Below are 8,692 nucleotides of genomic sequence, written 5' to 3' on the forward strand. Positions count from 1 at the left end.
GTATTATTGCGACGATAGTGGCTCTGGAGTTATTTTTTCTAAACTCATGGCGGCTCAGTATTTTTCCTTCATCAATCATAATATTCTCCATATGGCCGCCAAGAGGATATTTCACTTGGTTGTTATAAAATCACATGAATACTTTAAATTATTATCCAACAGGGTAAATGAGCATTTTCCGAAAATGAATTAATCATCAGTTCGACAAAATAGAAATATGTGCACCACCAAATTAGGCGTGTAGGGTATCTATCGTGCTGATTATAATCAGTTAAATAATACACACTAGCGAGCTTTATAAGCTATAGGCACAATAAAATTATTGGTATTAAACTATTTTTACCGGGATATCAGCACGGAACAGCGCTAAGAGTATGTACTATCAATAGCGATGTAAGGTAAGGCGTTGATACATTTTAACAGGATAAATCAGCTAACAAGCTAAGTGTGATGCCTTTCACGAGGCAGACTTACAGTGTAAGATGCGTGCATATTTATGTGGGTAGTTTTGGGTTTGAGTCCATCGCTGTGTCCACCAATAATTAATTAAAGACAACGACTAGAGAAAAATTCATATAAATGAAGCACATAAGAAACTTTTCTATTATTGCCCATATTGACCACGGTAAGTCGACGCTGTCGGACCGTATTATTCAGATTTGTGGCGGATTATCTGAGCGTGAAATGGCCGCTCAAGTACTGGATTCTATGGATCTGGAGCGTGAGCGTGGTATTACCATCAAGGCACAGAGCGTGACGCTTGATTACCATGCTAAAGATGGTCAAACCTATCAGCTCAACTTTATCGATACCCCTGGTCACGTTGACTTCTCTTATGAAGTTTCCCGCTCCTTAGCGGCTTGTGAAGGGGCATTGCTGGTTGTTGACGCCGGGCAAGGCGTTGAAGCACAAACGCTGGCGAACTGCTACACCGCGATGGAAATGAATCTGGAAGTGGTTCCTGTTTTAAATAAAATCGACCTGCCGGCTGCTGACCCTGAGCGTGTTGCGGAAGAAATTGAAGACATCGTGGGCATTGATGCGACTGATGCGGTACGTTGCTCAGCGAAAACTGGTGTAGGTGTACCCGATATCCTTGAGCGTTTGGTGCGTGATATTCCGCCGCCAGAGGGTGATCCTGATGGTCCATTACAAGCGCTAATTATCGATTCCTGGTTTGATAATTATCTGGGTGTTGTATCGTTAATTCGTATTAAAAATGGCTCATTGCGTAAAGGCGATAAGGTTAAAGTAATGAGTACCGGGCAGAGTTATAATGCTGAGCGCCTCGGTATTTTTACACCAAAACGTATAGATCGCGATATGTTGAACTGCGGTGAGGTTGGCTGGTTGGTGTGTGCGATAAAAGACATTTTGGGCGCACCGGTCGGCGATACATTGACTCTGACCCGTAACCCGGCGGAGAAGTCATTACCTGGCTTTAAGAAAGTAAAACCACAGGTTTATGCCGGTCTGTTCCCTATTAGTTCAGACGATTATGAAGCTTTCCGTGATGCACTGGGCAAGTTGAGTCTTAATGACGCCTCTTTGTTCTACGAACCAGAAAGCTCCACCGCATTGGGCTTTGGTTTCCGCTGTGGCTTCCTCGGCTTACTGCACATGGAGATCATTCAGGAGCGTCTGGAGCGTGAGTACGATCTGGAGTTGATCACCACCGCACCGACGGTCGTATATGAAGTGATCACCACCAGTCAGGAAACCATTTACGTTGATAGCCCATCTAAGCTGCCGGCGTTGAACAACATCGAAGAGCTACGCGAGCCAATTGCTGAGTGTCATATGCTGTTGCCGCAGGAATACCTGGGTAACGTCATCACGTTGTGTATTGAAAAACGTGGTATGCAGACCAACATGGTTTACCACGGTAACCAAGTGGCGCTGACGTATGAAATTCCGATGGCTGAAGTGGTGCTCGATTTCTTCGATCGCCTGAAGTCGACATCCCGTGGCTACGCCTCGCTGGATTACAATTTCAAACGTTTCCAGACCTCTGACATGGTGCGTGTTGATGTGTTAATCAACAACGAGCGTGTAGATGCGCTGGCGCTTATTACCCATCGTGATAATGCGCAATACCGTGGCCGTGATCTGGTTGAGAAAATGAAAGAATTGATCCCGCGCCAGCAATTTGATATTGCAATTCAGGCTGCTATCGGTAACCACATCATTGCCCGTTCTACTGTGAAACAGTTACGTAAAAACGTACTGGCGAAGTGTTATGGCGGTGACGTTAGCCGTAAGAAGAAACTTTTGCAGAAACAGAAAGACGGTAAAAAACGTATGAAACAGGTCGGTAACGTTGAATTACCGCAAGAGGCTTTCCTGGCTATTCTGCACGTTGGAAAAGACAGCAAATAAGGAGTTTTGATGGCTAACATGTTTGCCTTGATTTTAGCGATAGCAACACTGCTGACAGGGATTATCTGGTGCTTCGAGCGGTTTAAATGGGGACCGGCTCGCCAGGCAAAAATTGCGGCAGTTAATGCGCAAACTGCGGCGATCAAGGCACAAACGGGTTGTGCTGTAGATAATAAGACTTTAGCACAGGCGGCAAGGCAGCCTGGCTGGATAGAGACTTGTGCTTCAGTCTTCCCGGTGTTAGCTCTGGTATTTATCGTTCGTTCGTTTATTTACGAACCGTTCCAGATCCCTTCTGGTTCGATGATGCCAACGCTATTGATCGGTGACTTCATTCTGGTTGAGAAGTTTGCTTATGGTATTAAAGATCCCATCACGCAAACTACGCTGATCCCTACGGGACATCCAAAACGTGGTGATATCGCGGTATTTAAATATCCGCTCGATCCGCGTTTGGACTATATCAAGCGTGTAGTGGGCTTACCGGGTGACCGCGTTAGCTATAATCCAATCAGCAAGGAAGTGACGGTGCAGCCTGCATGTAATACCGGTACTTCTTGTGATAGTGCGTTGCCAATTACTTACAGTGCATCTGAGCCAAGCGATTTTGTGCAGACATTCCGCTATAGCGGCAATGGCGAGGCTTCTGCTGGCTTCTTCCAAATCCCGACAAATCAGGCAGTGCCTGATGGTGGGGTACGTTTGCGTGAGCGCACCGAAACTCTTGGCCCGGTGGCACACCATATTCTGACCGTCCCTGGGCGTCAGGAGCAGATAGGCGCTTATTATCAACAACCTAACCAGCCTTTAGGGGTTTGGGTGGTGCCGGAAGGTCACTATTTTATGATGGGCGACAACCGGGATAACAGTGCAGATAGCCGCTTCTGGGGGTTTGTGCCGGAACGTAATCTAGTTGGCAAGGCCACTGCTATTTGGATGAGTTTTGAAAAGCAAGAGGGTGAATGGCCAACGGGTGTTCGTTTAAGTCGAATTGGTGGAATCCATTAGTATCGGCTATACCCAGATGGTGGAGTTGCAGCCAGGCAGCAAACGAGCACATCCCGATGAACCGACAAAAGTCAGTAATTCGGGTGACAAATCTGCTGGGAGTAGATTTGAACGCCGCTAGCACTGCTGCAACTTCAAGTAAGCAGGGTATTTAAACGCAGCATTATATTTCCACTCGTTGTAGAATAACCCTTCGAGCGATAAAAGTTGGCTTCTTTATGGGAGCCACTGCAAACGAAACAGTTTTGTCCTGCAATATTGGCGGATCAGACCTGTTCCGTATGCTGTAGTTTTTGACGCATTCTTGATCTATTGGTAACTCATGAACCCCATCGTAATAAACAGGCTACAGCGGAAGCTGGGCTACACTTTTCAACAGCAGGAGCTCTTGCTGCAAGCACTGACTCATCGTAGCGCCAGTAGCAAACACAATGAGCGTTTGGAGTTCCTGGGTGACTCTATATTAAGTTTCGTTGTTGCCAATGAGCTGTATCGTCGCTTTCCCCGTGTCGATGAAGGGGACATGAGTCGGATGCGTGCCACATTGGTTAGAGGAAATACACTCGCTGAAATGGCCCGTGAATTTGACCTCGGTGAATGTTTACGCCTTGGGCCGGGTGAATTGAAAAGTGGTGGTTTCCGTCGCGAATCAATTTTGGCGGATACAGTAGAAGCCTTAATTGGCGGTATATTCTTAGATAGCGATATTCATATGATTGAACGGCTGATTCTCGACTGGTATCGCAGTCGGTTGGAAGAAATCAGCCCTGGTGATAAGCAGAAAGACCCGAAAACGCGCTTGCAAGAATATTTGCAAGGCCGTCATCTGCCATTGCCCTCTTATCTGGTTGTGCAGGTTCGCGGAGAAGCACATGACCAGGAATTTACTATCCACTGCCAGGTGAGTGGCTTGAATGAACCGGTAATAGGTACCGGCTCAAGTCGCCGTAAAGCTGAGCAGGCGGCAGCGGAACAAGCGCTGAAACAGTTGGAGCTTGAATGAGCGAAGTAGAAAAAACGTATTGTGGTTTTATTGCAATTGTAGGTCGCCCGAATGTGGGTAAATCTACTTTGCTAAATGAACTGTTGGGGCAAAAAGTCTCCATCACTTCACGTAAACCACAAACCACACGCCACCGTATTATGGGGATCCATACTGAAGGGCCTTATCAGGCCATTTATGTTGATACCCCGGGGCTGCATATTGAAGAAAAACGCGCGATTAACCGCTTAATGAATCGCGCGGCAAGCAGCTCTCTCGGTGATGTGGAATTAGTGATTTTTGTAGTCGAAGGCACCAATTGGACTGCCGACGATGAAATGGTCGTTAATAAGCTGCGCAGTTTACAATGCCCGGTATTATTGGCGATCAACAAAGTTGATAACGTAACAGACAAAACCAAGCTGTTGCCCCATATTCAGTTCTTAAGTAAGCAGATGAATTTCCTGGACGTCGTACCAATCTCTGCCGAGAAAGGGATGAACGTGGATACCATCGCTGGCATCGTGCGCAAGCTTATGCCGGAAGCGGGTCATCATTTCCCGGAAGATTATATCACTGACCGCTCTCAGCGTTTTATGGCGTCAGAAATCATTCGCGAAAAGTTGATGCGCTTCTTGGGTGAGGAATTACCTTACTCAGTAACAGTTGAAATTGAACAGTTTGTCCCAAATGAGCGCGGTGGTTATAACATCCATGGGCTGATTTTGGTTGAACGCGAAGGCCAGAAGAAAATGGTCATCGGTAATAAAGGTTCGAAAATCAAGACCATTGGTATTGAAGCCCGTCAGGACATGGAACAAATGTTCGAAGCAAAAGTGCATCTTGAGCTGTGGGTGAAAGTGAAATCAGGCTGGGCAGATGACGAACGTGCATTGCGCAGCTTAGGCTATACCGACGATCTGAAGTAAGACTCGCCAATGGACGGTTGGCAACGCGCATTTGTCCTGCATGGGCGACCCTATAGTGAAACCAGTTTGATGCTGGATTTATTTACTGAAGGGGAAGGTCGCATGCGGGTGCTGGCCAAAGGTGCGCGGGGTCGCCGCTCCAATCTAAAAGGCTGCTTGCAGCCTTTTACGCCATTATTGGTTCGCTGGACCGGGCGTGGTGAAGTTAAAACCTTACGCAGTGCTGAGCCAGTATCACTGGCTCTTCCATTGACTGGCTCTATGTTGTATAGCGGTTTATATGTCAATGAGCTGCTTTCCCGCGTGTTAGAACATCAAACCAATTACTCTGCTTTATTCTTCGATTATCTGCATTGCTTACAGGCTTTGGCAGGCAGTGATGGATCGCCCGAATATGCCCTGCGCCAGTTTGAATTGGCGATATTGGCTCATCTTGGCTATGGTGTGGATTTTCTCCACTGTGCGGGGAGTGGTCAGCCGGTGTCAGAGACCATGACCTACCGCTATCGGGAAGAAAAAGGATTTATCGCCAGCTTGGTGGTTGATCACTATAGCTTTACTGGCCGCCAATTATCGGCTTTGGCTAACCGTGAATTTCCTGATGCCGATACTTTACGTGCAGCCAAGCGCTTCACCCGCATCGCCCTCAAACCCTATTTGGGGGGTAAACCGTTAAAAAGTCGCGAACTGTTTCGTCAGTTTGTGATTAAGCCACCAGCGGATCCAGTGCCGTAGTACAATACCTTCATGTTTTAAACTGCCCATCATCAACTTTCCCGTACAGTAACCTATCCGCTGACAGTCTAGTCGGTGTAAACTGCAAGGCACTTATGCGTTTAAGGGCCGGTTTTTGCGTGCTCATTGACCTATTAAAGATGCATCCATATCTGGAGGGCTGTCATGGCTGATTTGTTGTTGGGCGTCAATATCGATCACATTGCGACATTACGAAATGCACGTGGGACCATTTACCCCGACCCTGTTCAGGCCGCGTTTATTGCCGAGCAAGCGGGTGCCGACGGTATTACCGTGCATTTACGTGAAGATCGCCGCCATATCACTGATCGAGATGTACGCATCTTGCGCCAAACTATCCAGACCCGCATGAATCTGGAGATGGCGGTTACCGATGAAATGGTTGATATTGCTTGTGAGTTACAACCGCACTTTTGCTGTCTGGTGCCGGAAAAACGCCAAGAAGTTACCACCGAAGGCGGGCTAGATGTTGCCGGTCAACTCGATAAAATGACCATTGCGGTGAGCCGATTATCTGAGGCCGGTATTCTGGTGTCACTGTTTATCGATCCCGATATGCGCCAGATTGATGCAGCCGTTACCGTGGGTGCCCCTTATATTGAAATCCACACCGGTGCGTACGCAGATGCCACCACCGATTTGGTGCGTCAAGCTGAATTAGTGCGTATCACCAAAGCTGCGACCTATGCCGCAGGCAAAGGGTTGAAAGTGAATGCCGGTCATGGCCTGACCTATCACAATGTGCAACCAATCGCAGCCTTACCAGAGATTCATGAGCTGAATATCGGCCATGCAATTATTGGTCAGGCCGTAATGACGGGCCTTGCAGCTGCCGTTACTGAGATGAAAGTATTAATGCGGGAAGCGCGTCGTTAATGGCGATTTTGGGGTTAGGCACTGATATTGTTGAAATTTCAAGGATTGAAGCGGTGGTGGAGCGCAGTGGCGAAAAACTGGCGCGGCGTATCCTTAGCCCATCGGAATGGCAGCACTATCAGCAGCATCAGCAGCCAATTCGTTTTCTGGCAAAACGCTTTGCCGTTAAAGAGGCCGCGGCCAAGGCATTTGGTACTGGTATTCGTAATGGCTTGGCATTTAATCAGTTTGAAGTTGTTAACGATGCACTGGGTAAGCCGACGCTGCGTTTACATCAGCGCGCGGCAGAATTGGCCGCTGAGCTGGGTGTCAAATCCTTACATGTAACGTTGGCCGATGAACGGCGTTATGCCTGCGCGACCGTAATTATTGAAAGCTAGGCCCGTTTTAGCCGCGAATAGTGGTGAAAGAGAGCAGGGGCGTGCATGCGAATGCCGCCCTTTTTGTTATGCGCGAGTATATTGTTGGTATTAAAAACGAGTCTTGCTGCGGGGATTACAAACGTTCGGCGTGATGCAGTTGGACAAACTTATCCCACAATTGTTCGTTACTCTCAACCCAGGCAGGATCGATAGCAATCGTATTATCGATAGGACAGACCAACTGGCAGGTTGGTGTTTCGTAATGACCGACACATTCCGTACAGCGCATCGGATCAATCTGATAGATCTCTGCACCCATGGAAATTGCCTCATTAGGGCATTCCGGCTCGCACATGTCGCAATTAATACATTTACGAGTGATCAACAGGGCCATGCTTTCTCTTACCTTAGGTCGGGTATTCTCAACTGCGGGGGATTATACCCCTCTGCTATCCTTAGACCAGTTTTTTTACCAGTGCCGCACTGTGCTTAATATGATCCTGCGCGCTTTCCAAGTCTTGTTGGATCATCGCCATAAATAATAGATCAGTCAGAGCATATTGCGCGGTACTTGAGGAGATTGCGGCACTGCGAATCGCGGGTTCTTCCGAAATGGTATATAAGCAATGATCGGCACGTTGCTGCAAACTGTTGGGGGAAAAACTGGTCAATGCCAGCACTTTGGCACCACAACGCTGTGCCTCTTCAGCCGCCAGATTTATCTCACGGCGTTCGCCGCTAAATGAGATAGCCAGCAGTAAATCCCGTGCATCCAATGCTTGTACTGCGGCCAGTTGTGCATGCATATCGGTTTCGGAGACCGCCATAATGCCTATTTTCAGTAACTTATAAGCCAGATCTTTTGCCACCAGCCCCGAAGCACCAATACCGGTTAGAATAATCCGTCGTGCCGACAATAACATCTCTAATGCTTGCGTAAGTCGTTCTTCACTATTGATATCCAAGGTGGCCCGTAGTGCTGCGGCTTTCTCGCTCAGGAGTTTTTCCCCAACGATTTTTAAACTGTCAGTGCTCAAGATCTGATTATGCAGTGTCACTGCCTGTGCCGGGGCCGCGACAATTTCACTCAGGGCCAGTTTTAGCGCCGGGAAGCCTTTATAGCCTAATTTTTGGGCAAACTTAACCACTGCAGATTGGCTAACCCCGGTTTGCAGCGCCAACTTTTGCGAACTAAGATGACGTGCCTGCTCAGGATTAGTGAGCAGAAAATCGGCTAACTTACGGTCATTTTGTGCCAGCGTTGGATAAAGCTGACGAATGCGAAGAAGACTACTCATAAATCAGTTCCTGAATGCGGGAGAGCTTAATAATACCCGGAAAGACTCAAGATAAAGGGCAAGTGATGGAGCATAGCACCCTTTTTTGCTGATCATTCGATG

General features: G+C 47.7%; 9 protein-coding genes. 7 read left to right on the plus strand and 2 right to left on the minus strand.

Annotated elements, in window-relative coordinates:
- The first annotated feature begins 579 nt into the window (after positions 1-579).
- The 7 genes from lepA (at position 580) to acpS (ending at position 7,310) form a co-directional block, all read left to right on the plus strand.
- A complete protein-coding gene (gene lepA, locus V1952_RS17370) occupies positions 580-2,379 on the plus strand; it encodes a translation elongation factor 4 (RefSeq protein WP_420075204.1) in 1,800 nt (599 codons plus the stop codon).
- A 9-nt stretch (positions 2,380-2,388) separates the two neighbouring features.
- Complete coding sequence (lepB, locus tag V1952_RS17375) at positions 2,389-3,387, plus strand: signal peptidase I (RefSeq protein ID WP_083163133.1); 999 nt, start codon at positions 2,389-2,391, stop codon at positions 3,385-3,387.
- A 322-nt stretch (positions 3,388-3,709) separates the two neighbouring features.
- Entirely contained in the window at positions 3,710-4,390 is a 681-nt protein-coding gene (gene rnc, locus V1952_RS17380; protein ID WP_083163135.1) for a ribonuclease III, read from the plus strand.
- Positions 4,387-5,298 (plus strand): GTPase Era, encoded by a 912-nt coding sequence (gene era, locus V1952_RS17385; protein ID WP_083163137.1) that lies wholly within the window; start codon positions 4,387-4,389, stop codon positions 5,296-5,298. The genes rnc and era overlap by 4 nt, the downstream gene beginning before the upstream one ends.
- 9 nt (positions 5,299-5,307) lie before the next feature.
- Positions 5,308-6,033 carry a DNA repair protein RecO gene (gene recO, locus V1952_RS17390; RefSeq protein WP_083163139.1) on the plus strand — a complete coding sequence of 242 codons (726 nt, stop codon included), beginning with the start codon at positions 5,308-5,310 and terminating at the stop codon, positions 6,031-6,033.
- Positions 6,034-6,198: 165 nt separating this feature from the next.
- Entirely contained in the window at positions 6,199-6,930 is a 732-nt protein-coding gene (gene pdxJ, locus V1952_RS17395) for a pyridoxine 5'-phosphate synthase (RefSeq protein ID WP_083163141.1), read from the plus strand.
- Positions 6,930-7,310, plus strand: coding sequence for a holo-ACP synthase (gene acpS, locus V1952_RS17400; RefSeq protein WP_083163143.1), 381 nt, complete (start codon positions 6,930-6,932; stop codon positions 7,308-7,310). Before pdxJ ends, acpS begins: the two co-directional genes overlap by 1 nt.
- Before the next feature lie 115 nt (positions 7,311-7,425).
- Here the strand turns inward: acpS and V1952_RS17405 are convergent, their stop codons facing one another.
- The gene (locus tag V1952_RS17405) at positions 7,426-7,686 is read right to left on the minus strand and encodes a YfhL family 4Fe-4S dicluster ferredoxin (protein WP_032906988.1); all 261 of its coding nucleotides are present in this window, start codon (positions 7,684-7,686) and stop codon (positions 7,426-7,428) included.
- A gap of 61 nt (positions 7,687-7,747) precedes the next feature.
- Positions 7,748-8,590 carry a MurR/RpiR family transcriptional regulator gene (locus V1952_RS17410; protein ID WP_372559695.1) on the minus strand — a complete coding sequence of 281 codons (843 nt, stop codon included), beginning with the start codon at positions 8,588-8,590 and terminating at the stop codon, positions 7,748-7,750.
- Positions 8,591-8,692: the final 102 nt, after the last annotated feature.

It is taken from the genome of Yersinia sp. 2542 StPb PI, from assembly GCF_048593855.1.
GTDB classification, from domain to species: Bacteria; Pseudomonadota; Gammaproteobacteria; order Enterobacterales; family Enterobacteriaceae; genus Yersinia; species Yersinia enterocolitica_E.

Bases quoted from the DNA above. Each gene is read 5' to 3' on its own strand.
- V1952_RS17410 (WP_372559695.1), bottom strand. From the start codon at position 8,590: ATGAGTAGTCTTCTTCGCATTCGTCAGCTTTATCCAACGCTGGCACAA.
- era (WP_083163137.1), top strand. From the start codon at position 4,387: ATGAGCGAAGTAGAAAAAACGTATTGTGGTTTTATTGCAATTGTAGGT.
- recO (WP_083163139.1), top strand. From the start codon at position 5,308: ATGGACGGTTGGCAACGCGCATTTGTCCTGCATGGGCGACCCTATAGT.
- V1952_RS17405 (WP_032906988.1), bottom strand. From the start codon at position 7,686: ATGGCCCTGTTGATCACTCGTAAATGTATTAATTGCGACATGTGCGAG.
- lepA (WP_420075204.1), top strand. From the start codon at position 580: ATGAAGCACATAAGAAACTTTTCTATTATTGCCCATATTGACCACGGT.
- pdxJ (WP_083163141.1), top strand. From the start codon at position 6,199: ATGGCTGATTTGTTGTTGGGCGTCAATATCGATCACATTGCGACATTA.
- lepB (WP_083163133.1), top strand. From the start codon at position 2,389: ATGGCTAACATGTTTGCCTTGATTTTAGCGATAGCAACACTGCTGACA.
- acpS (WP_083163143.1), top strand. From the start codon at position 6,930: ATGGCGATTTTGGGGTTAGGCACTGATATTGTTGAAATTTCAAGGATT.
- rnc (WP_083163135.1), top strand. From the start codon at position 3,710: ATGAACCCCATCGTAATAAACAGGCTACAGCGGAAGCTGGGCTACACT.